Annotated in this window: 15 protein-coding genes; 6 read left to right on the forward strand and 9 right to left on the reverse strand. The window is 66.8% G+C overall.

From position 1 onward, the window contains the following. Window positions 1-668 precede the first annotated feature (668 nt). Window positions 669-1,853 carry a glycosyltransferase gene (locus tag ACFWH5_RS02210; protein WP_378831269.1) on the forward strand — a complete coding sequence of 395 codons (1,185 nt, stop codon included), beginning with the start codon at window positions 669-671 and terminating at the stop codon, window positions 1,851-1,853. A 45-nt stretch (window positions 1,854-1,898) separates the two neighbouring features. On the opposite strand, the gene ACFWH5_RS02215 is transcribed toward ACFWH5_RS02210, so the two are convergent. Both ACFWH5_RS02215 and ACFWH5_RS02220 read right to left on the reverse strand, forming a co-directional pair. Further along, window positions 1,899-3,026: a glycosyltransferase gene (locus tag ACFWH5_RS02215; RefSeq protein ID WP_378831271.1), complete on the reverse strand. Its 1,128-nt coding sequence runs from the start codon at window positions 3,024-3,026 to the stop codon at window positions 1,899-1,901. Continuing rightward, entirely contained in the window at window positions 3,023-4,033 is a 1,011-nt protein-coding gene (locus ACFWH5_RS02220; protein ID WP_378831274.1) for a Stealth CR1 domain-containing protein, read from the reverse strand. Before ACFWH5_RS02220 ends, ACFWH5_RS02215 begins: the two co-directional genes overlap by 4 nt. Before the next feature lie 102 nt (window positions 4,034-4,135). On the opposite strand from ACFWH5_RS02220, the gene ACFWH5_RS02225 reads away from it, so the two are divergent. Together ACFWH5_RS02225 and ACFWH5_RS02230 are read left to right on the forward strand one after the other, a co-directional pair. Further along, a complete protein-coding gene (locus tag ACFWH5_RS02225; protein ID WP_378831276.1) occupies window positions 4,136-5,356 on the forward strand; it encodes a polysaccharide pyruvyl transferase family protein in 1,221 nt (406 codons plus the stop codon). Continuing rightward, the gene (locus ACFWH5_RS02230; protein ID WP_378831278.1) at window positions 5,349-6,812 is read left to right on the forward strand and encodes a lipopolysaccharide biosynthesis protein; all 1,464 of its coding nucleotides are present in this window, start codon (window positions 5,349-5,351) and stop codon (window positions 6,810-6,812) included. The genes ACFWH5_RS02225 and ACFWH5_RS02230 overlap by 8 nt, the downstream gene beginning before the upstream one ends. On the opposite strand, the gene ACFWH5_RS02235 is transcribed toward ACFWH5_RS02230, so the two are convergent. Next, window positions 6,719-8,107, reverse strand: a complete 1,389-nt coding sequence (locus ACFWH5_RS02235) for an O-antigen ligase family protein (RefSeq protein WP_378831280.1) — start codon at window positions 8,105-8,107, stop codon at window positions 6,719-6,721. The two genes, ACFWH5_RS02230 and ACFWH5_RS02235, sit on opposite strands and share 94 nt — an antisense overlap. Window positions 8,108-8,455: 348 nt before the next feature. Between ACFWH5_RS02235 and ACFWH5_RS02240 the strand changes: the two genes are divergently transcribed. Together ACFWH5_RS02240 and ACFWH5_RS02245 are read left to right on the forward strand one after the other, a co-directional pair. Then, entirely contained in the window at window positions 8,456-9,937 is a 1,482-nt protein-coding gene (locus ACFWH5_RS02240) for a sugar transferase (protein WP_378831283.1), read from the forward strand. A 53-nt stretch (window positions 9,938-9,990) separates the two neighbouring features. Next, window positions 9,991-11,259, forward strand: a complete 1,269-nt coding sequence (locus ACFWH5_RS02245) for a heparan-alpha-glucosaminide N-acetyltransferase domain-containing protein (RefSeq protein WP_378831285.1) — start codon at window positions 9,991-9,993, stop codon at window positions 11,257-11,259. A gap of 20 nt (window positions 11,260-11,279) precedes the next feature. Here the strand turns inward: ACFWH5_RS02245 and ACFWH5_RS02250 are convergent, their stop codons facing one another. Further along, a complete protein-coding gene (locus tag ACFWH5_RS02250; protein ID WP_378831287.1) occupies window positions 11,280-13,235 on the reverse strand; it encodes a DUF4012 domain-containing protein in 1,956 nt (651 codons plus the stop codon). Between the two features lie 306 nt (window positions 13,236-13,541). On the opposite strand from ACFWH5_RS02250, the gene ACFWH5_RS02255 reads away from it, so the two are divergent. Next, entirely contained in the window at window positions 13,542-15,074 is a 1,533-nt protein-coding gene (locus ACFWH5_RS02255; protein ID WP_378831290.1) for a sugar transferase, read from the forward strand. Window positions 15,075-15,086: 12 nt separating this feature from the next. On the opposite strand, the gene ACFWH5_RS02260 is transcribed toward ACFWH5_RS02255, so the two are convergent. The 5 genes from ACFWH5_RS02260 to ACFWH5_RS02280 are packed head-to-tail and all read right to left on the reverse strand — an operon-like array spanning window position 15,087 to window position 22,941. Continuing rightward, on the reverse strand, window positions 15,087-16,598 hold the full coding sequence (locus ACFWH5_RS02260; protein WP_378831292.1) for a lipopolysaccharide biosynthesis protein: 1,512 nt from the start codon (window positions 16,596-16,598) through the stop codon (window positions 15,087-15,089). After that, on the reverse strand, window positions 16,595-17,806 hold the full coding sequence (locus ACFWH5_RS02265; protein ID WP_378831293.1) for a hypothetical protein: 1,212 nt from the start codon (window positions 17,804-17,806) through the stop codon (window positions 16,595-16,597). Before ACFWH5_RS02265 ends, ACFWH5_RS02260 begins: the two co-directional genes overlap by 4 nt. Beyond that, entirely contained in the window at window positions 17,803-19,347 is a 1,545-nt protein-coding gene (locus tag ACFWH5_RS02270; RefSeq protein ID WP_378831295.1) for a hypothetical protein, read from the reverse strand. The genes ACFWH5_RS02265 and ACFWH5_RS02270 overlap by 4 nt, the downstream gene beginning before the upstream one ends. Before the next feature lie 10 nt (window positions 19,348-19,357). After that, complete coding sequence (locus tag ACFWH5_RS02275) at window positions 19,358-22,021, reverse strand: hypothetical protein (RefSeq protein ID WP_378831296.1); 2,664 nt, start codon at window positions 22,019-22,021, stop codon at window positions 19,358-19,360. Window positions 22,022-22,032: 11 nt separating this feature from the next. Further along, window positions 22,033-22,941, reverse strand: coding sequence for a sulfotransferase (locus tag ACFWH5_RS02280; protein ID WP_378831299.1), 909 nt, complete (start codon window positions 22,939-22,941; stop codon window positions 22,033-22,035). Window positions 22,942-22,965 lie beyond the last annotated feature (24 nt).

Consider the following 22,965-nt stretch of genomic DNA (forward strand, 5'->3'; position numbering starts at 1 on the left):
CGTCGCTTCGACGAAGCGATCGTCGTCGAGCCGGGTCTGGTCGCATTGAGGGCCGACGCGCGCACACCCAGCTGGCTCAGTTTGGAGGCTCCGCTGACGCGGCTCGCCGACTACCCCGACGGCCACATCAGACGCACTCGGAAGGTGAAGGCCTACGGGAGGCCGGATCGCGAGAAAGGTCTCGATCTTCTGCCCGACATCTTCGGCCCGCTGACCGAGCTCGGCTACGAATGCGAAGTGGCCATCGGCAGCGGTTTCAGCGAGGACACCCGCTACGAGAATCGGCTTCGACGAGACCTCGCACCGTGGCTTGTCGACGGCCCGCGGAACTCCACGTGGATCGGACCGGGAGACGTCTTCGTGATTCCGTCGCGAAGCGAGGCGGCCTGCCTGCTCGCTCAGGAGGTGCTGTCGCGCGGCGCGTTCGGCGTCGCCGGTCGTGTCGGCCTGATGACCTACCTCTCCCCCGACAGCGTCGGCATGCGTACGTTCCCCCGGGGCGACACGGCCGGTGCCGTCCTCGCGGCGCGTGAAGCGCTGGAGATGGACGAAGAGCGGTTCTCCTACGAATGCCTGGAGGGCGTGCGATTGATCGAACACAGGGCGGGACGATGGCACGATGATGTCGTCCGCATGCTCCTCGAACGTCGAACGGCCATCGCTTCCGCATGACCGGACCACTGCGCAGCTTTCATCTGGCTGACACTGACGGAACGGCCTTGAACGGCGGGGGCGCCGAGATCGTTTTCGATGCGACGGTCCGGGCCGCACGACAGCTGGGTCACGACGTGACCGTGATGACCGCCACGCCCAGACGCACGCCGCTGTCGTACGTCTACTCGCGCCGCAACTACCGCGAGATCCGGGAGGCACTGCGCCGTGCGCAGCCGCACTTGATCCACCTGCAGAACTATTACCACTATCTTTCACCGAGCGCGCTCGCGGCGATCAGGGACCATAAGCGCGAGCATCCTTCAGCCCGAGTCGTGTTCACCGCGCATGATTTCCATCTCATCTGCCCGAACAGCGGGTTCCAGCATTTCGCGCGTTCGCGGCCGATCTCGTATGACGTCCAACGACCGCGCTTTCGCTGGTTCCACAAGTTCGATCGTCGTTCGTGGGCCCATTCGATCTTGAAGCTTGCGCAGCACGTGTACGCGTATCGAGTGCGTCACCTCGAGCGAGCCATCGATGCGATCATCTCTCCGAGCGAGCTGATTGCGACCGCTTTTCGTCACGCAGGGATCGTCATCCCCGTCCATGTACTGCGGAACCCGATCTCAGTCAGCCCGACAACGACCTCGGTTCAACGAAGCGGGTTGGCCTTCCTGGGGCGGCTGACTCCGGCGAAGGGTCTGTTGACGTTCGTGCAACTCCTCGAGCGCCGAGAGTTCCAGTGCCGCATCGACGTGTACGGCGACGGCCCGCAGCGGAATGAGCTCGTCGACTTCGCCGGCAGGAGCCGATACGTTGACCTCGCTCTTCATGGCCACGTGCGCCATCAGGACATAGGCGACGTCCTGGGGAAGCACCAAGCCCTCGTCTATCCGTCCACGTGGCTCGAGAATGCCCCGCTCGCCGTGGTTGAGGCAGCGGCTCTCGGATTGACGCTCGTCGTTCCGCATCTGGGGGGCGCCCGCGAGATGGCGGAACTTGCCGAGAAGCATGAGCTGTACGACCCGGCCGAGCCGTCTTCGGTCACGCGAGCCGTGTCAAGGGCTTTGGCCACGGCGGAGCCTAATGCTCTTCGCGACCCCTCGGCCTTCCGCTTCGAGACGTTCGTGAAGCGTTTGGACGCCGTCTACCAGCGGCAGACGTCGCCGGATTCGGAGATCCGGCCTTCTTCGGCATGAGGAGTCTCTCGGAGAAAGTGACCCCTCGAGCCGAGAACGTGCTCGTCAAATGTTTCGGATGATCAAGCCGTCGTAGTGCTTCTCAAGAGCTGCCGTGCGAGAGTCCACCACGAATTCGCGCTCGAACCTCTTCCTCCCCGCCGATCCGAGAGCGCATGCGTACTGAGGATCCCGGAGCACCCGCTCCAGATAGCGGGCGAGTGTGGCCACGTCTCTCTCCGGTGCCAACAGGCCGGTCACCTCGTGCTGAACGGCTTCGGGAATGCCGGCGTGAGCGTACCCCACGATCGGGATGCTTGCGCGCGCAGCTTCGAAGACGACGGTGGGAAGCCCTTCCGTATCACCGTCCGCGGCCATGTGGGAGGGAACCGCCAACACCGCAGATTCGGCGAGAAGCGTCGCGATCACCTCCTGCGGAACGAACCCCGGCATCTCGATATCGACGTCGTCGTGGCGGGCCCGCTCTGCGATCTCAGCCTCGAGCGGTCCTGCTCCCACCAGTCGGAGGGGATGCTCGCGCTTGAGGTCCGCGGGAAGTCTGGCGTATGCCGCGACGAGATCCGCAATCCCCTTCTTCTCGACGAAACGTCCGACGAAGAGAATGCCGCTTCGTGTCGCGACGGAGGGTGCTGGACTCCAGGGCACGCCGATGGGCAGGACGACCAGCTTCCTCCCGTCAGCTCCCAGCTCTCGAGCCGCCTGGGCGATGTGCTCGGAGACGGCGATCAGCAGGTCTGCATCTCGGAAGACCTTCGTCAACCGATGTCGATTCCGCATCCCCCGCATTCCGCGCTTGCTAGGCCTCGCTGTCACGTCTGCGCCGTGAAGGGTGACGATGAGCGGCTTACGGAGCTGCCGTGCGACCCGTCGAACGCGCGAGGCGTCGCCGCCGAAATGAGCATGGATGAGGTCGGGGTCGATCGAGCGGATCGCCCTCTTGAGGCGTGGGCTCCAGTCCCACAGCCTGAAAACGACCTTGAGTACTCGGTCAGCGGGGGAAGAGCCGAACAGCACGCGGTCTTCAGGACGCGCACTAGCCGACGCCACCCGCTCCGCGCCGAGCGCGATGGGCGTCCAAGAGGCATATGCGTCGAACTGACTGCGGATGAATGTCTCCGAGGGTGCCAGCCAGCCCCATCTCCAGACCAGCACACGGCGCGAGCCCGTCGTCACTCGCCCGCCTCCTTCTCGAACGTGCTCGGACTCGGCAGCTTGGCGTCGAATGCCGCGACGATCGCGGCACGCGTTTCATCGACGTCGCTGACGTCGCCGTCGTTCAAGCAGAACTGCGCATGGCTCTCTCCGCCTATCGCGGCGACGATCTCGGGCAACGAGGAACTCGCCAGTGAGTAGTATGCTCCGATCGCGCTCTTGGAACGGGCGAAGTACTTGCCCGAGGCGAGATGCCACATTGTCGCGTAGTAAATGGGTGCGGTCTCGTCACGCGACCGGAACACTGTGCGACGCGCCTGTTCGATCGCCGCAGGTTCAGCTCCATACGCTTCTTCCACGACAGACTTCAACAAAGGGATTCCCACGTGGGTATCCGTCACCGGCGGAATGCTGCTGCAAGCGAAGAAGAGGGGCATGCGAAGCAGCATCGCGCCTGAAGCGGGGCGCAGGGATCGACGCAGCGCCGTGCGAAGGTACTGCTTGCGGCTGAAGTGCCGATTGATGAGGCCCGACGCATAGAGCATCGCATGGGCGCGGAGATCGCCGTCGGCGAGGATCGTCGGGGCGTTCACGCCGTACGGCAGGCCATGGCGGAAGAAGAAGTCCGGCGAAAGCGGACGCCCGATGAAGAAATCGTCGTTGAAGTAGACGTACTGCTCTGACAGGCCTTCGATTCGGTGAAGCTGCGATTCGATTGACCTCGAACTGAAGGTCTCAACGTCCCGACCCTTGAGAGCGCGACCGTCGACGATATTCAGCTTCGGATGTTCGGACACGAGCCACTCCGGAAGTCGAGTGTCCGTGACCAGATGAATCGTGCGGACCCACGCGCAGTACTTCTCCACCGAACGGAACCAATAGCGCAGCAATCCCCAGTCGCGGTATCGGATATCGGAGCTGTCGGAAACAGATGCGCTTGCGCTGCCGCTTGCGATCGAGCGTCTGCGCTGCCATTCCGCATCGAGGTCGTTGACCCAGGTCACGACGAAATCGATCGGCTCGCTCATATGGCTCAACTGTACCGCGGTGCCTTCCGTTGCCCGTTACGATCGAGAGGAGCCGGATGAGCTCCAACTACCCGCGTAGCACTACCCCGGATCGGTGGGCTCATGAAAGTCGTCGTCACGAACGCTGTCGTCTCCAACACGGGTGACGCTGCGATATTCGCTGGCATCCACGCCTCGCTCACCCGCCAGGACATCGCCCGCGCAGTGGACATCACATTGCTTGACTCCAACGCCGCTCGGACCGCTTCGCTCTACCCGCACTGGAACGTGCTTCAGCAGATTTCGGTCGCCCCTCCGCGTCGCTTCATGAAGATCTCCCGGGCCTTCTCGCGGCTCCGAAGGGGTTTCGCCGAGCGACTTGCGAAGGGCTCCTTCGCTGAAGCGCTGTTGCAGTTGCCTCTGTTTCGCCGGACCCAGGCGGCGCGGGCATACCGAGCACTCTGTGACGCCGACCTGGTGATCAGCACCGGAGGTACCTACCTCGTCGATCACTACGACTTTTCCCATCGTGCGATCGAACTGGAACTCGCGAAGCGCCTGGGCAAGCAAGTGATCCTGTGGACCCAATCCGTGGGGCCGTTCGAGAGCGAACGCGCCCGGAGATCCATCCGCCGGATCGTGCCGACCGTGGAAGCCGCCTACTTCCGCGACGAGCGATCCCGGGACGCCTGGTTGCGGCAGGGAGGAGACGCCGAGCGTTCATTCACTGCACCCGATGTGGCTTTCGCGATCGATCCTGGCGTCGAAACTCCGTCGCACACGCGCAGCCGTGTTCTCATTTCCGTCCGCGATTGGCCGCACCGAGGAGCTGACGACCGCCCTTATGAGCCATCCCGCTATGTGGACGCGATGCGAACGGCCGCGCAGACAGCCGCGAACACGGGGCATGAGGTGGTGGCTCTTTCCACGTGCCAGGGACTTCCCGGTTATGTCGACGACTCCGACTACGCACAGCAGGTCTTCGATGGGTTGCCGGTGCGGGTCGACACGGCGTTCCACACACCGGAACAACTGATTTCCGAGCTGCGCCGTTGCCGCTTCGTCGTGACAACCCGGATGCATCTTGCGATCCTCGCCATCCTCACCGGTGTGCCGGTGATCGCGGTGGCCTATGAGTTCAAGACGCAAGAACTTTTCGTCGGTCTGGGGCTGGGCAGGTTCGTCGTTCCGATCGAAGACGCAACGTCTGCATGGATGTCCGCGGCCGTCGCCGACATCACGGCCGACCCCGGACGGGCGACCCTCGATGAGCCCCGACTCAAGGCCGCTCGAGATGCCGCGCTGCTGCCCGCCCTGCACCTGGCGCACCACGCAGATGTCTGACACCTATGACGCCGGCTCTCCCGGGAACGGCCTGAGCAACGTCAAGTGGAACGGGGTCGCGCTCGCCGGCAAACAGATCGTCGTCATTCTGTTCTCGCTCGTGCTGGCCAGGCTTCTCGGACCGAACAGCTACGGCATCGTCGCGCAGGCCACCGTGTACATCGCGTTCACCACGCTCATCCTTGATCAAGGGGTGTCGGCGTCTCTGATCAGCCGCAAAGGGGTCGACAGGGACCTCTTGGGTGCGTCCATGACTCTCAACGTCGTGGTCGCGCTCTGCCTTGCCCTCGCCACATGGCCGGTAGCGGTCCCGCTGGCCGACTTCCTGAACACGAGCGAGCTGACGCTTGTCCTTCCGGTGCTCGGACTGGGTCTCCTGCTGAAGGGGATGCAGGTCGTTCCGCGCATGCTCCTGGTCCGCCGATTCCACTTCCGGGCCCTGGCCTTCATCGAGGTGGGCAGCGCGCTGCTCGGCGGCATAGCCGGCGTGGTAGCCGCCGTGCTCGGCGCCGACTACTGGGCGATCGTGGTACAGCTCCTCGTCACGGACGTCTGTCTGTCGATATCGCTGCTGTGCGTAGCCCGTCCTCCTCGCCCCAACGCGCGGTTCACCCGGCTCCGGGAGATCATCGGATTCAGTGTTCGCGTCTTCGCCGGCTCCATACTCAGTTTCGGAACGCGGAACATCGACACCGTGCTGATCGCCAGATACCTCGGCGAAACCGCTGTGGGTCATTACTCGCTCGCATACCGCGTCCTTCTGATGCCAGTACAGATGGTCGGCCAGACAGTGAGCCGCGTCATCTTCCCCTCGGTCTCGCGCGACCGCGAAGACCCCGCGAGGGTCTCGACCGTGCTCCTGCGGAGCACCAGGGCGATTGCCGCCATCACATTCCCGCTCATGACGCTGATAGCGGTGAGCTCTCACGACACGATCCTCGTCATACTGGGAACCGAATGGCTTCCGGCGGCGCCGATCATGGCCGTACTCGCGATAACCGGCGCGCGGCAATCGATCACCGTGCTCAATGCCCCGACGATGCTCGGATTCGGCCGGGCCGACATGCAGCTCCGCTTCATGATCGTCGCGGCAGTGGTGCAGGTCGGCGGCATGATCGCGGGGCTGTCCTTCGGCGCCTTCGGCGTCGCTCTGGGATACACGATCGCGGGCATCGTGCTGACTCCTGTCATCTTCTGGATCCAGAAGGCGCTCGCCGGTAGCAGCTATCGGGCACAGCTTCTGGCTCTCGCTGCGCCCGCACATGCATCGGCGTGGGGAGGAGCCGCATACGCGGCGCTCTTCCTTCTCCCAGCGAACCCCGGGGTTCGGCTCGCGATCGGAGCACCACTGCTGCTCGGGGTTTACCTGATCGTTCTGCGCGTGGTCCACGCGCGCGTGTTCATCTCCCTGACGGAAGACGCGCTGGGGGTCATGCGTGGCGGACGGAAGGCCTGATTCTCTTCCCCGCCTGGCCGCCCGTCCTCGCCTGACCGTCCGTACTGGCCGACCTCCGCACCCCGCGCGTCCTCAGCGTCGCGAGTCGAAGCGCCACTCACATTCATCGAGAGAATCACGACCGAGAGCGCCAGCAGCGACCGCCACGTCAGAGAGTCGTATGAGGCAGCACCGATGAGCAGCGCCACGGCCAGGGCGCGAACCACGACGTGTCCGCGGATGAAGGCGACGACGAATGCCGCCCCCCAAAGCGCCGCCCCCACGATTCCTAAGCCGGCCAGCGTACGAATGATCTCATTGTCGGTGACGGGGACACCCGGCGCCCCTTGGATGATGCCTTCCGTGAGCAGCGAGGGCACTTCGTCGTAGCCGTGCCCGAACAGTACAGCACCCGACGGTTGTGTGAGCAGGTCGGGTATGGATCCTGAGACCAGCCGTCGATGCTCAACAGACCGAGTGCCCTCGCTGTCAGCTCCGAAACCGAAAACGTCGCCAAAGAACAGCGGTCCCGCGGCAACGACAGTGAGGGTCGCCAGCGTGAGCAGTACCGTGATCCACAGATTTTTCAGTCGCGAGACCAGCGCCACCGCGCCAGCAGCAGCGATCATCAGCAGCCCGGTGCGTGTGCCGCTGAGCAGCACGACGAAGACCGCAGAGAATGCGGCGACCATCCACGACCACCGCTTCGAACGCGCGAAGAACCAGACCGACAGGATCGCGCACAGTGCGGCCACCTGGCCCAGCGTGATGGCCCATCCCAGCGAGCCCATGGCGCGGCCGCCCAGACCCTCCCAAAGATTGTTCGATCCGACGATGTTGAAGGTGACGCCGTCGCGTCGCGGCCAGGGCGCGTTCAGGCCGAAGAACCGTTCACCAACAGCGAAGGTCAGCTGCAATACGACGGTCACTGCGACCGTCACCTGCAGGCTCCAGATCACATCTTTGCCAAGTCGGCGCACATTCCCGGCCAGCAGCAGCATCACGGCCACCGTGACCATTTGCACGCCGAGCTCATCGACGCTCGGTGCTGCGAACCACTGTCTGAGCGCGGTCCAGACGAGGGCCGCTGCGACGAACAGGGGTACAGCCGCCACCTCGCCCAGGCGTATCGCCAGTAAAGCGTTCACAGCGAATGCGATGAGGAGTGCCGCGGCGGAGTACTCGACCTCAGTATGTACGAGCAGGAAGATGAGCAGCGTCGAGACGACCGTGATCTGCCGGGCCCGCCGAACCGGCGACATCAGTGGGATCGCGCCGAGGACGCCGTATATCGAGATCGCGAAGAACCCTGTCAATCTGGTTGCCCCCGTGGACTCATTACTGCTGTCCCCCTCAGAACGCTCTCTCGATCGCGCGGATTGCAGTTTCGGAGGAATCGGTGCAGCAAGACGATCAGACGTCCCGCGGCCGCGTCCGCAGGAGTCGTCTCAGCATACCGGCGGAAGTGTTTCTGACCGGTGCCGCCGCCATGGCAACGGTCATGCGTGTATGGGGCGTGTTCACGTGCGAGAATGTCCAGGTTGTGGGAGTACAGGAGACGGATACTCCCCGGTCGATGTCATTCCGTGCCCGGTCCTGAGGGGGAGCCGGGTCGGTACCTCTGCAACGTTGATGTCGGCAGCCGTTGGGAGGGCGGCGACCGGATGGTGCTGAACGCGAGTAGGACGCGCATACCCTCGTCGCCGACGACCACGCGGGTCGAGGTTCACCGACGTCGATACGCTCGACGGCTCGCGATCACAGATACCCTGGTCGTCATCACGGCGGTCTTCGGCGCCCACCTGCTGCGATACGGGTTCAACAACGAGCCGCTCACCATCGGCGATCGCATCTTCGATTTCGAGATCGGGTACGTCGTCACGTCGCTCCTCTTCGTCGTCGGGTGGCTGTTCTCGCTGCAGATCTTCGGCACCCGCGACGCGTCGGTCCTCGACGGCGGCACGGCCGAGTACCGGCGCATCCTCGATGCGACGATGCGTGTCTTCGGCACTCTCGCCATCCTCGCGCTCCTGTTCCAGATCCAGTTCGGCCGCTTCTACCTGCTCATCGCGCTGCCGACCGGGCTCGCTCTACTGGTCGCCACACGCTGGGCCTGGCGCCGGTGGTTGCGGAAGCAGCGCACGGCCGGCCGCTTCCTGCAGAGGGCGATCGTCATCGGCGATCGCCACAAGGCTGAGCACATCGTCGACAACATCACCCGCGAACCGCGGTCCGGCATCCGCATCGTCGGCGCGGTCACCACCCACGGCAGCCGGGATCCGATCCTCGACGACGTGCCCGTCCTCGGCGACTTCGACGACGTGCTCGACATCATCGACTCGCACAACGTCGACGCCGTCATCCTCTCGACGTCCGACGCGATCACCCCGAAGCGCACCCGGCAGTTCGGCTGGGCGCTCGACCAGAAGCGCATCGGACTGATCGTCGCGCCGGCGCTGACCGACATCGCCGGCCCCCGCATCCACACGCGTCCGGTCGCCGGGCTGCCGCTGATCCACGTGGAGTATCCGCGGTTCGAAGGTCGCCAGCGCATCGCCAAGCGCGCTTTCGACATCATCGGCTCACTCGGTCTGATCATCCTCTTCTCCCCCGTCATGCTGGCGGTGGCACTCGCCGTCAAGGGCACGAGCAGGGGCCCGGTCTTCTACAGTCAGGAGCGGATCGGCCTGCACGGCAAGCCGTTCAAGATGTTCAAGTTCCGCTCCATGGTGGTCGGTGCCGACGACCACCTGCAGTCACTGCTCGACCAGCAGGGCAGCTCCGACAAGCCGCTTTTCAAGGTGAACGACGACCCACGCATCACCCCGGTGGGACGGTTCATCCGCCGGTACTCGCTCGATGAGCTGCCGCAGTTCTTCAACGCGTTGATGGGCACCATGAGCCTGGTCGGTCCGCGTCCGCAGCGCGCCGCCGAGGTCGCGCTCTATGACGACGACGCGCACCGGCGCCTGTTCATGAAACCGGGGATCACCGGCCTCTGGCAGGTGAGCGGGCGTTCCGACCTCTCCTGGGAGGATGCGATCCGCCTCGACCTGTACTACGTGGAGAATTGGTCGATCACGAGTGACGTCGTGGTCGTCGCTCGCACCGCGGCCGCGATCGTCAAACCATCGGGCGCCCACTGATCACGCTTCGTCGGCTTCGCAGCGCATCCGCCCCGCCGTGGAATGATGGGGCCATGACCGCTCCGGACCGCTCACCGTCGAGCGCTGCACCGCCGATGACATCGCGGATCGTCGGCGTCGACCTCGCGCGCTTCGTCGCGATCGTCGGCATGATGGCCGCCCACCTCATCGTTCCGCTCGGCTCAGACGCCAGCGCGTCGACGATCGACAGGCTGCTCGGCAAACTGGTCGGCGCCACCGTCAGCAGCACCTCGGCCACGACGTTCGCGGTGCTCGGCGGGGTCAGCCTGGTACTGCTCACCCGCAGTATGCGCGACACGTCGACCAGACGGATGCTGTTGCGCATCGCCGTCCGCGGCATCCTCATCTCGCTGATCGGCACGCTGCTGCTTCCGCTCGACGGGCCGATCAGCGTCGTCCTCACGTTCTATGGCGTCGCGATGATCATCGCCGCCCCCGCGCTGCTGCTGCCGTCATGGGCGGTCGCGACGATCGCGGGCGCACTCTGGATGTTCGGCGGCGCGCTCAATGCGCACCTGCGCGCGACCCTCGCCGCCACGCCGCAGCTGCCGGCGACCGATCCCGCGGTCGCTGCCGCGCGGGGGCTGCGCGACCTCCTCATCACCGGCCACTACCCCGCGATCACCTGGGTGGCGTACATGCTCGCCGGCATCCTCATCGCGCGCCTGCTGCTCAAGGCACGCGCCGATGGCACACTGCGATCGGTCTGCACCCGGCTCGCCGTCGCCGGCCTCGCGGTCTATCTGCTCGTGACCGTCGGCGGACGCATCGTCCGCATGCGACCGGGATGGTTCGGGCTTCCGGACGTCGGCGAGCGCATGCTCAGTTCAGGGTTCGGGGCGCCTCTGGGCGCCGACCTGTGGATGCTGCTCGTTCCCACCCCGCACAGCGGCAATCCCGCCGACATGCTGCGCACCATCGCCGGAGCGTGCTTCGTCATCGGATTGCTGGTGGCAGTGTTCGACACGCGCCCGCATCGCCTGAGGTTCGTGTGGGAGTCGATCCGCGCGGCGGGTGCCGCGCCGCTCACCATCTACACCACGCATGTCGTCGCCACCGCAGCCCTGTATCACCTCGCTGTGCAGGCCGCTGTAGACACCGTGTCCCCGAGCCTGCCCTGGTACGGCCGCGGCACGGCGATCTTCCTGGTGCAGCTCGCCGCCGTGCTGCTGATCGGCGTCGTGCTCGCGGCGCTTCGCCGTCGCGGTCCGCTTGAGGCGATGCTCGCATGGCTCAGCGGGGCGGGCGGTTCGCGCCGCTCCGCGCTCCCCGATGCCGAGGTGGCCGCCGCGCGCCGGTGAGCACGCGACGACCGTTCGAACTACCGGTTTTCGGGGAACAGCTCGCCACACGACGCGTCGACCGTCACCGGCGTCTCGGTCACCGTCGGCGTGAACCTGACCTCGAGCGGCGCCGACGTCCCGTCCGGGATGCTCGATGTGAACGACACGGTCTTCGACTCCCCCATCGGCACCGACACGACCATGCTCTTCGTCTGCCGTCCGTTGTAGACGCCCGTGCGGTCCTTATCGGAGCGCTCACCCGCCGATGGCGAGCTGCCCAGCAGCTCGCCTCCCGGCAGCGACATCCCGATCACGTCGAACAGCATCGTCGTCGGAGGGTAGTCCCAGCGGTAGTTGCGCGCACCGAGCACGTAACCGCTCAGGTCCGACCCGGGAACGGCGTTGCTCATCGTGACGGACGTGGTCATCGTGCGCTTCTCGGCCGAGCAGGTCACCTTCATCGACGTGCTGAGGTAGTACTCCAACTTCGAGTATGCGGCGTCGTTCAGATAGATGCCGGTCTGCGTGACCGTCTCGCTGTCGGCGGGCACCACCCCGTCGATGCCGAGCTCCACGGCCATCGCCTGCTCGTTCTCGTTCGCGAACCAGGCGTACACTCGCTGCTCATCAGCCGCCTTCTGCAGCTGCTCGATCATCTTGAGCGGGTCCCATCCGCCGCTCATCACCTTCGAGAACACCGCCGCCGAGACCTTGGCGAAGTAGGCGTCGGCCAGACTGCCGTCGGCGCGATAGCGCTCGTAGGTGTCGCTCAGCAGCAGCTTGACGGCATTCTTCGCCGTGATCTCGCCCCCCTCACCGGGTACCGTCACCGGGCCGGTCACACTGAGCATGTACGAGAGCACCACCGGATCTAGCGAGATGACGCCGTCCACGCTGCCGCCGATCGTGTCGCCCCACAGCCCCGCCATCATGTGAGCCGTGTCCGAGAAGTCCGGCGGGCGCGTGTAGTTCTGCCAGTACTTCCAGGTGTCCGACTCGAAGAGCCGGCTCTTCTCGTCGGGCTGGAGATACTGCGGGTACGCCCCGCCTGGCCCCGCCGTCAGGTAGCGCAGCGCCGCAGGGTCTTCACGCAGGGTCACCTTGCCGTCGTCGACGAGCAGCGCGACGCCGCTCGCGGGGTTGCCGCCGGTGGAACGCGTCTCAGCGAGATTCTGGAACATCAGCGCGTACGAGCGCGGGCCGTCGCCGCCGAGCACGGAGAGCACGAGGGGAAGGTTCTGCTCCGCGAACGCGATCGTCGGCCCGGCGTCATCGACGATGTCGACCAGCTGCTGAATGCTCTCGGCGACGAGGGGGTGGATCTCGTCGCGCTGGATCCGGTCGACGTGCGACTTCGCCTCGTCGAAGACCTGCCGCAGCGCGGGCAGCTTGGGCTGCGCGGCGCGGAACGGCTCGAGGCTGATGCCTCCTCCCTCGACCTTGAAGTTCTCGACGTTCGCCAGAGGCAGCAGTTCGAGGGCGAGCGGCATCGCGTCCCGCACGAGGATGTGCGTGGCCTGCGTCGTCTCGCTGACGGCGGTGACGTTCGCGCCGACCCAGGGAATCTGACTCGCGAAGGCCCAGAGCGGTCCGTTCACCGTCTCGTCGGCGGATGCGGTGAGCGTGAGCACCTCGTCCGAGAGGCGCTTCGCGCCCTCGACATCGCCGTCCTTGACCATCGGCACGATCTTCGCGACCCGGCTCTTCGCCGCGGCCAGATCGTCTTTCACCTGCAGCGCCTGCAGGGCGAAGAGTCCGGCGACCGCCGCCGCGGCGACGAGCAGCAGGAAGACGATCAGCACCACCCACGGCCAGCGGCGGCGACGGCGTGAGCCGCGGGCCCCGTCGTCGTCACCGCCGTTCTCATCGCCGGACCCGAAATCGAGTTCCAGGGTGCGGTCGAGGTCTGAGAGCGTACCGAAGTTCCGCGCCTCTCGGCGCGTGCGCGGTGGAGTCGAATCGGTGATGGTCTGCCCCTTCAGCGGTCGCGACACGTACCGACTCAGGATAGTGCCCGCCCCTGACGATCACGCCGAGCCGACCGCCGCCGAGAACTCAGAGAAATCTCAGAAAACCGCTTTCGCTCGGCTCGGCATTCCGATATGGTATCCACGTTCGCATAGTCCGGGATGCGTCCGCCGCGTGGGAGTGGCAGACGCCAGTAATGGGGATCACGAGATCGGACGCGCCGAGGGGTCGGCGTTGCGAACGTTCCGTGCCGATGCGCGCGGGCTGGGGAATGAAACTGGGGAAGCAATGTCGCACTGGGGTATGCGTGCATGCACGGTTCGGGGTGTACTGTGACGTCCGTCGAGGGCGCCCTGAGCCTGACGCGCGAGGGAGCATCGCTGCTGTCAGCGGTGACGCCGCGCGCGTTCAACGCCGAGACGGTCACGGTGTCATCACCGCGCGCCTCGGCCTCGCTGGAGCAGCGTCATCACTGGGAGCGGGGCCACCGCGCCCGTCTCGTGGCGACGGATGCAGCTGTGATCACGGCCGCCGTCGGCGCCGCATCCGGCATCCAGCTTCACCAAGGTGAGCCGCCCGCCGACGTCGCGCTTCACGGCGCGCTGCTGATCATCGCGTGGTTCGCCACGCTGTGGCTCACGCGCACCCGTGACGCGGCGCTGTTCCGGCCGAGCGTGGACGAGTACCGGGGCGTTGCGCACGCCACCGGTCTGGCGATCGGCATCACTGCCATCGCGTCCGTCCTGCTCGACTGGGATGCGATGCGACTCACCGTGCTCATCACCCTCCCCTCAGGCCTCCTGGGCCTGGTGATGAGCCGGTGGGCCTGGCGGCGCTGGCTGAGCAGCCGGCGCCGCCACGGTCTCTTCACGTCTCGCACGCTCGTCGTCGGCAATCGCGAAGACGTCGACTACGTCGTGCGGACGCTGCAGCCGATCGGGCCTGGCGGCTACCAGGTCGTCGGCGCCACTCTGCTCGACGCCAATGCGCGAGAGCTCCTCACCGAAGACGGCGCGGTGCCGGTGCTCGGCAACGCCACCTCGGTCGCCGCGGTCGCCGCCGAGCTGCGCACCGACACCATCATCGTCGCGAGCCGCCCCGACGGCGATCCCGACTTCGTCAAGCGGCTCAGCTGGCAGCTGGAGGGCACCGCCGACGAGCTCATCCTCTCGAGTCGTCTCGCCGATGTGGCTGGCCCCCGGATGTCGTTCGCGCCGGTCGACGGGCTACCGCTCATCCGGGTGCAGATCCCGACCTACGACGGCGGTCAGCACGTGCTCAAGCGCGCCCTCGACATCGCCGTGTCGGCGCTCGCGCTGATCCCGATCGCGCTGATCACCCCGGTGCTCGCGCTGCTGATCAAGCTGGATTCTCCCGGCCCCGTGTTCTTCTTCCAGGAACGCGTGGGCCGGGATGGGCGTCGCTTCCGTATGGTCAAGTTCCGCTCCATGCGCACGGATGCCGAACAGCGCCTCGCCGGGCTGCAGAGCCTGAACGAGGGCTCTGGCCTGCTGTTCAAGATGAAGGACGACCCGCGCGTCACCCGCGTCGGCCGCATTCTGCGCAAGCTGTCACTCGACGAGCTGCCGCAGTTCTGGAACGTGCTGGCGGGCGACATGAGCGTGGTCGGCCCGCGTCCGCCGCTGCCGAGCGAGGTCACGGCGTACGACGGCACGGTGTTCCGCCGGCTGTACATCAAGCCGGGCATCACCGGGCTCTGGCAGGTGTCGGGGCGCAGCGACCTGTCGTGGGATGAGAGCGTGCGGCTCGACCTGCGCTACGTCGAGAACTGGTCGGTGATGAGCGACCTGCAGATCATGTGGCGCACCGCCAGGGTCATGGTGCAGCCGAAGGGCGCGTACTGAGCTCGCGCGCTTTCACTGCGCTGTCTTGCGTCGGCGAAGCGACCGGACGAACTCGGTGACGTGCAGCCGGCGACGCAGCACGACCACGCCGGCGCCGTACGCAATCATCGCGACGATGCCGCCGCTGAGCAGACCGCCGAGGCCGTCTCCGAACACCACTCGGCCGAGCACCAGAGGCACCGCGCCGGCGATCAGCGCCAGACCGCACGACAGAAGAGTCGCCGCACCGAACGGATGGATCCGCAGGGCGATCATGACCTGCACCAGCGCGACGACGTTGCGCACGATGATGGCGACCGCCCAGCCGATCGCGGCGCCCAGCACTCCGTGGCTCGGGATGAGCCAGATGTCGATCCCGATCTGCAGACCGAGCCCGATCAGGCTGTTGATCAGCGTCCACATCGATCGGCCCGACATCATCAGCACGACGTCGACCATGCCGAGTGCCGTCGAGAACATCAGCGCCAGCGCGAGGATGATGATGATGATCGCCCCGTCGGCGTAGCCGTCGCCGAAGATCGACATCACCAGGCCGGCGTGCACCAGCAGCACGAGGTACAGCGGCCAGGTCATCAGCACGAGCCACGCCGTCGACGTGCGGAAGAGCTGGCTCGCGCCCTTCGTGTCATCGCTGGACAGGTGCTCGGTGAACTGCGGCTGCGCCGCGATCGAGACCGCCTGCGTTCCCATCTGCCCCGCGACGACGAACCGCGTCGCCGCCGCGTAGATCGCCGCGGGAGCCGCACCGGCGAGAGCGCCGACGAGCACGATGTCGAGGCGCTGCATCGCGATCTGTGCGACCGTCATGAGCGCGCGAGGTGCGGTGAAGCGCCAGAACTCGCGACCGACCGGGGTGACTGCGCGGCCCACGATCCCGCTTCGAAGCAGCCGACGAGACCACCACAGCGCCACGGGTGCGGACACGACGTATCCCAGTCCCCACCCGATCACCGCGAACTCGTAGCCCACGAACCACACCGCGAACACCACGAAGACGAGCTGCGCGACCGGCCGCAGCACGAGCGTCGTCAGCGCCGCCGCCTTCATGGTGCCCAGCCCGCGCGTCGCCGACGCCGCGAGGTTCTCGAGCGAAGCAGCCCAGAGGAACGGCGCGAGCATGCGGATCGACGCTGCCGACATCTCGACCTGGTCGGGGCTGATCCATCCGGCGATCAGCGGCGCCGTCAGCCACAGGACGACGACGAGCGCGGTCGTCCAGACCAGGACGGGGATCGACGCGGATCGCAGATAGGCGGGGACGAGGTTCGCCCTGCCCAGCACGCGCGTGCGCGCGATGAAGTAAACCAGCCCGGTGTTCGTTCCGAGCTGCGCCACTCCCCCGACGACAAGGAACGCCGATGTGGCCGTGAAGAACACGCCGGCGAACTCTTTGGGCAGCCCGCGCGTGATCGCCAGCGTGACCCCGAAGGTGAGCAGAGCCGTCGCCACGGCGCCGAGGATGTTGATCGCACCCCCTCGGGCGGTGCCCCCGACCGACGAGAGCGTTCCCTCCGGCGCGCTCACTCCGATCGCCGCCGGTCCATGATGCTCTGCAACGCCGACGGCAGCCAATCGTCGAGTCGGGAGATGCGGGTCTCGACGTCGCCGGTCTCGATCAGCCCGGTCACGAGATGGATCAGGTAGAGCGCCACGATCAGATGAGGATCGGCCGGACTCCAGGGCGACAGCACGGCAGATGAGGTATCGAGCAGGTCCCCGAATGCCGCCTCGGGATGCCGACCGCCGATGACGACGTCTCCTTGGAAGCGATGATGCAGAAGATCGAACCCCGCCGGCACGGGCCCGATGCATCCCTCCCAATCCCACACCTCCAGGACCGCGCCGTCCGAGGTCATGTTCCACTCGGCGAAGTCGCCGTGCCAGAGTCCGAACAGCACCGGCGTGCGCGACCACTCCCGATCCACGTGCGCAACGGCACGGGCGAGCCCCGGTGTGAACGGGTGCGCGGCAGGCAACTCCGTAACCCGAGCCTTCAACTCGGCCCATGAGCGGCTGTCGGCGAGCGCCCGGGTCTCCACGGCTCCGCGTGCCGCGATCTCCACGGCGGCGCGGCGCACGGCTTCGCCGTCCGGCCGGGTTCCGACGCGCAACGGCTCCTGAACGAGCACGGTCAGCTCTCCCCAGTCCACGGCGCCGAGCACCGACGGCGCAGAGAAGTGTCGCGGAGGATCGGCTTCGAAACCCCGCAGCACCTCGGTTTCGTGGCGCACGAGAGCTCGAGTCACCTCCGAGATGCCGATCTTCGCAAACCCGACCGTCGCACCGTCTTCGCTCAGCACGCGCAAGACCGGCTTCTGCAGCGCACGGGTGCGCCCGATGACCATGCTGAGCGCGACGTCGTCGTGAGACAGCGTCCGCGCGATGACCGACTGCACGTCGTCGCCGCCGCGACGCACCGTGAGCCTGGGCACCAGGTTCAGCCCGCCGAAGCGGCTCACGATGCGGGCGATTCTCTCGAGACGGCCGCGCCCGCGCTTCGAGAGTTCGTCGAGTGACGCCACGGACGCGGCCCTCGGTCCGATCGGCACGAGCATCGACGGGTTCCTGGCGGTCGGCACGAGAGCCCACGCGACCGAATGGCGCCCGCCCGGCGCCCGGCGCAGGGCCACGGGCGAGCCCGGATACATCAGCGAGAACACCTTCTCGAGGTAGTCGAGTCCCGGTCGGTCGGCACGTCGGCCGGCAGCCACCTGCTCCCGCCCGGTGGTCACTTCTCGGCTACCCGACCGCGCGGAGCCGTGACGGCATCCTCCCCGTGCACCACTGACATGTCGGCAGGCTCAGGATCGGCCTCGGCCTCGGCGTCCACGTCGGCGACCCGTCGCGAGCCACGAACCCTGGCGCCGCGTTTCGCCGCGACGATACCCAGGAAGGTGATGCCGAGCTGCTCGGCACGCGTGGTCACGCGGCGGACGCTCTCGCGCGTCGTGACGCGTTCCGCAGCGACCAGCATCACGCCGTCGGCGGCGAGGGCCAGCTGGCTCGCTTCCGCCGACGACATGTCGGGCGACGCGACGAGCACATAGTCGTACCGGGTGGAGAGCTCGGTCAGCACGGCGCGCATATGGGCGCTGCCGAACAGTTCGCGGGTCTCATCGTTGGCATTCTCGCCGTCGAGGATCTCGAATCCATCCGCGACTCGAGGAGCCACCCCCGACATCGACCCCGCGACGAGGGCACTCGCCAGGCCCTTCCGGCTCTTTCTACCGGGGGCCCCCGCGATCGGACCCTCCGTCAATGTGGCGTCGATGAGGCACGTCGTGTAGCCGCTGGCGGAGAGTGCGGATGCGGTGCTCAACGCGACCTGTTGCGCGTCGTCGATCAGCGTCCCATCGACGGCGGCGACGACGATCGTGGACGGTGGGGCGGATGCGGCGAGCACCGCCGTGCGGACGGTCCGGTAGGCATCCGCGTCAGCGCCGACGGCATCCGGCCCCGAGGGCACGATGCCCATCACCTGGTGCTCGTCCACCATGCCTTCGAGCGTCGCCCGGATCCGATCGTCGTTCCATTCCCGCCAGATCGCCCAGACGCCGCCGATCAGGATGCCGGCGAACAGGCCGGCGAGGATGAGAAGCGGCGCCGGAAGTGCATCCGATGAGCTCGGAGTGCTCGCCGGTGAGATCACCGAACCGGGTGACGTGGGAGTGGCTTCGAGGGTGCCGACGCTGTCCTGGATGGTCGCGAGGCGGTTGGTGTACAGCTGGACCATGCCGACGGCTTCCGGCGAGTTCCCGTCGACCGCGGCGGTGCTCGCCTCCTTCAGGCCGGCGAGCGCGGCCTCCTCCTGCGTCTTCAGCGCGTCGAGCTGGCCTTTGACGTCGTTCTCGGAGCGCTGCTTTCGGGATTCGAGAAGAGCGCGGGCGTAGGCGTCGGCGTACTCGACAGCGGAGTCAGCGGTCTCGGCGACATACTCGACGCGGATGATCTGCGTGTTGGCGGGAACGGTGGCCGTCACGTTCACGTCGCCGGGCTCGATGGAGGCCCCCACCTCCGCGCCGACCAGTTCAGCGACCGGCGGCGAGGCGATGAGACCCGCCTCGGTCTGCATCGCCACGTTGATCTGATCCCCGCTTCGTGCGGAGTCGGGAGCGAGGGCGTTGCCGACGCTCGGTGTCAGCATGATGTCGACGCTCGAGGTATAGCTGTCGGGCCACTTCCACGCGACGAGAGCCGCGATTGCGGTCGTCGCCAGCGCGATGCCGAGGATGGCCAGGATCCGGTTGCGCAGGGCATCGGAGACGAGGCTCATTCTCACAGTTTCAGTGGGAAGTGGTTCCATGAGCTGCTCCCCTTTCTTGTCGCGAGGATAGGTGACGAAGTCGTCGGTGTGTCGGATGCGGTCGGGAATGGTCGAGGTCTGTGACCAGGATGATGCCGCAGACGTCGAGGCCGATGCGACGGTTGCGGATGACTCGCCAGGTGAGGATGCCGAATCGTGTCTCCTCGGAGACCACCAGGATGACCTGCGGCGTGATCCCACGCCCGGGCGCGGGATGGGCGGCGGCGACGCTCTGCGACCGGGCCTCGACGAGCTCGGCATCCAGGCGGTTCGCGATCCGGCGCGTCAGTGGGTTGTCGTCTGCGGTCATGACGGCGGCGGCGCTCGAACGCCGCACCACGTCTGACAGGGCACGCAGGCCGTCCATCCGCTCGGGATCGCGTCGGCCGACCAGAAGGCTCTGCGCGATGACGGCGTCGATGCGCCCGACGACGTCGATGCCCAGCGCGCCGGATACGTCGCCGAGATCACCGACGCGCCGGACGCGCATATCGCGCAGCCTCGCCGCCATGACACCCACCAGCAGCCCGACCATGAGGCCGCTGACCGCCTTCACGATCAGCGGATCGTAGGTGATGCGGGCCGTCGCCGGGCGAGCGGCCCGACCCCCTTCGAAGGTCAGCGCCCCCACGCGAGCGCTGTCGTCGGCAGCATCCGCCCCCGCCGCGAGGATCGCCTCGCGTGTCGATTCGAGCAGGGCCACGTCGGCGTCGGCGTCCGATTCCCTGAGCGCGGCGAGAGATGCGTCGACCGTCGCGAGCGATCGCAGCGAGGAGACGTACTCGGTGTCGAGGCTCTCCACGATCGCGTCCCTTTCGCTCTCCAGCGACGCACGATGCGCCGCGAGGAGTGCGTCTGCCGCCGCGGTGACGCCCGCGAGGGCGGAGCCGACGTCAGTGTCGGTGTAGCTCAGGTTGAGGATTCGAGAGTTCGACGTGGCGGTGACCACGAGGTCGCCGGCGTCGCCGCCCGCTGCGGCGGTGATCGCGCGGCTGACCTCCTCGCTCTGCGCGACATGGTTCAGCGTGTCCAGTGACGTGGTGAATCCCGGGAACTGTCTCGCCGATTCCACCGGAACGATGACGCTGGTTCTCGCGACCGCGGGGTTCCCGATCCCCAGCTGCACGATGACGCCGAGCACCGCACCGATCCCGGCCACCGACACGATCATCGGGACGTTCTGCCGAACGAGCTGGTAGTAGCCGCGCAGCGTGTACACGCCGCCGGTGGCCGGTCCCGGCGGATGGGTGTCGTCGTACTCGCGCCACAGCAGTCCGATGGCCACCATCAGCACCACCGTCCCGATGCCCAGGGAGTCGTACACCGTCATGGTGATGATGTGCGCCAGCAGGGCACCGAGCGCGGCCGTGCTCACCGGCGATCGGGTGCGCAGCCCGCGAAGGAACCAGATCGCCAGGAACCCGTAGAAGAAGATGATGCCGAGCACGCCCTGTGCGAAGATCACCAGCCAGAACTGTCCCTGCGTCCCCATGGCGGGCGGGCTGCAGTCCGGGCAGGTGGGTCGGTCTCCACCCGCGATCGAGTAGAAGGATGTGGCCGAGTCCCGGGTGCTTCCGAAGCCGACGAGCGGCGAGCCCGCCACGACGCTGTCGGTGGTCAGGGTCGCGAGCTGCGTGCGCGTGCTGTTGCTGGTCGGGTTGTCGAGCCTGCTCTGGATCACCTCGCCCAGCGGTGACATCAGGATGCCCACCACGATGACGACGGTGGCGGAGACCAGCACGACGAGGGTCTTGAGGTGGCCTCGGACGGCGGATCGGATGGCGACGAGGGCGACCATCGCGATCACGGCGAGCCACAGTCCGCGATTCCAGGACAGGATCGCCGGCACTGCGGCGAGCAGCAGGATCGGCACGCCGAGCGCACGCCGGCGCCAGCCGGCGGCGGATCCGAACCACGACAGGATGAAGAACGGCAGCGTGCAGGCGAAGTTGAGACCCCAGAAGTTCGCATAGGCGAAGGGAGCGCTGGGGCGTGCGTGGCCGGCGACCGACGCCTCGTAGTCCTGCACCACGGTGGGATGGATGAGGAAGTTGACGAAGTCGACCTGCGCGATCCCCCGGGGCAGGAGCACCTCGAGCAGCGAGGGGAACTCCAGCGTCGGGGTGAGGATGGCCATCCATCCCCCGGCGACGATCGTGAGGAAGAACATCGACAGCGAGTCGGCGATGCGCTGCGACGAAAGCTCGTCGCGCATCTTGCCGATGTACAGCATGAAGATGGTGGCGGACAGGTACCACCCGAAGCGGTACAGCCAGGTGAAGTACGTGCCCGCCGACGTCACGGGTGCGGCAAGGGGCGCATCGACCTGAAGGAGGAGCACACCCGCCGCCACCCAGGTGAGGAAGAGCAGCCAGAGGCCGAAGGAGCGAGGCGCGCGGATCCGCCGCCGCCGGAGCAGCTCGAGCAGAAGCAGCACAGCGGCGATGTGCCCGACGAAGCTGCTGATGCCGAGGAGCCACCACAACGGGAACCCCGCGAACGCGAAGGTGATCGGCCACCCGGGCTGGAACAGCGACTTCCGCCGTTCCGGCGCAGCGTCCCGTCGGCCGCCGGGAACTCCGGCGGATCGGTCGACAGCCGGCGAACCCGTTTCGGTTTCGCTCAGCACGCGGTTTCCGTTCATGACCGTGGGTCTCATCCCGCGCGCAGCTGGGATGCCGCCTCGTCGAGCAGCGAGCGCACGGAAGCCGTCGCGCGTTCGATCTCGGACACCTCGGCCTCGGGCAGGCGCCCCCGCCATGCCATGGCCGCGTCGGCCGGTCGACGATTGAAGTTGTGCAGCTTCTCGGGGTCGACCTGCCCCGACGCCTCACGGAGGAACTCCGCCTCTGCCGCCGGACTCCACGGCACGTCGAGTCGTTCATGCAGAAGACGACACGACTCCATGTCGGTCGCGACGAGTTCGTGAGGGACGACGACTCCCCCGGGAATCGACTCCAGATCGGACAGTGCCATGACGTACAGCGACGACCAGAACCAGCCCATGGCGAGGGCGCCGTCGGCAGGGGCGTCAGTCGGGAGACACGGGATCCGTGCGGCGAGGTCAGGATTCGTGCGCTCGAATGCGGCGACGATCGGCGTCATCTCTTCGATGTCGGGAACCCACCGCATCCGTCGATAGCTCACGAGCATGGCGCCGGGATGCCGATGGATCAGCACCGGACGCGCGCCGGTGACGGAATGGATCGCGGGAATGGAGAGCATCGCGAAAGGGTCCTTCACGATGAGTCGCGTCCATGGCAGCGCAGCGAGCCATTGCCGCGTGCCATAGCGGCTGTACACGCTCGGCGACAGAGCGCGGTAAGCCCGGCGCAGCGCGCGCACCTGGCGATCGCTGGGCTCCGACAGTCGGCTCCAGCCGTCGAGACTGCCCGCGAGCGCCCATTGACGACCGCGCGGGTTCATCGGCTCGCGCCCCGTGAGAGCCGACCCCGGCGCCGCCGCGAGCAGCCGGGCCAGCCATGTCGTCCCCGATCGCGGCATGCCGGTGACCAGGATCCTGCTCCGCCCCCTCGGCGAAGCCCCCGATGATGTTTCGCTCATTCCGTCCCCCTCGAGCCGTCGTGA

Source organism: Microbacterium sp. NPDC058345 (assembly GCF_042723855.1).
Lineage (GTDB): Bacteria > Actinomycetota > Actinomycetes > Actinomycetales > Microbacteriaceae > Microbacterium.